This window comes from Mesorhizobium sp. M7A.F.Ca.MR.362.00.0.0 (assembly GCF_004023175.1).
Taxonomy (GTDB): domain Bacteria; phylum Pseudomonadota; class Alphaproteobacteria; order Rhizobiales; family Rhizobiaceae; genus Mesorhizobium.
Genome location: NZ_RZTF01000665.1, coordinates 1 through 447, shown reverse-complemented (window position 1 = coordinate 447; position 447 = coordinate 1). Strand labels below are relative to the sequence as shown.

Annotated in this window: 1 pseudogene; it reads right to left on the bottom strand. The window is 66.4% G+C overall.

The features are described 5' to 3' along the window. Nucleotides 1–445: pseudogene (locus EOC06_RS36580) on the bottom strand (DNA-directed RNA polymerase subunit beta'); the annotation flags it as partial. Nucleotides 446–447: the final 2 nt, after the last annotated feature.

Below are 447 nucleotides of genomic sequence, written 5' to 3'. Positions count from 1 at the left end.
CGTCGGAGTTGCGCACCACGTTGCGGTTGCGGATCTCGACCTTGCCCTCATACGAGGCTTCAAGGAACGAGCTGTCCACGACCTGCGCGGTACCGCCCATGTGGAAGGTACGCATGGTGAGCTGCGTGCCCGGCTCGCCGATCGACTGCGCCGCGATGACGCCGACGGCTTCGCCCTGATTGACCGGGGTGCCGCGGGCCAGATCGCGACCGTAGCAGACCGCGCAGACGCCAACCCTGACTTCGCAAGTCAGTGCCGAGCGGATGCGGACCGACTGGACGCCGGCCTTTTCGATCTGTTCCACGTCACGCTCGTCCATCAGCGTTCCGGCCTTGACCAGGATCTCGCCCGACACCGGATGGGTGATGTCGTCGAGCGACGTACGGCCCAGCACGCGCTGGCCGACCGAAGCGACGACCTGACCGGCATCGACGATCGGCTGCATGG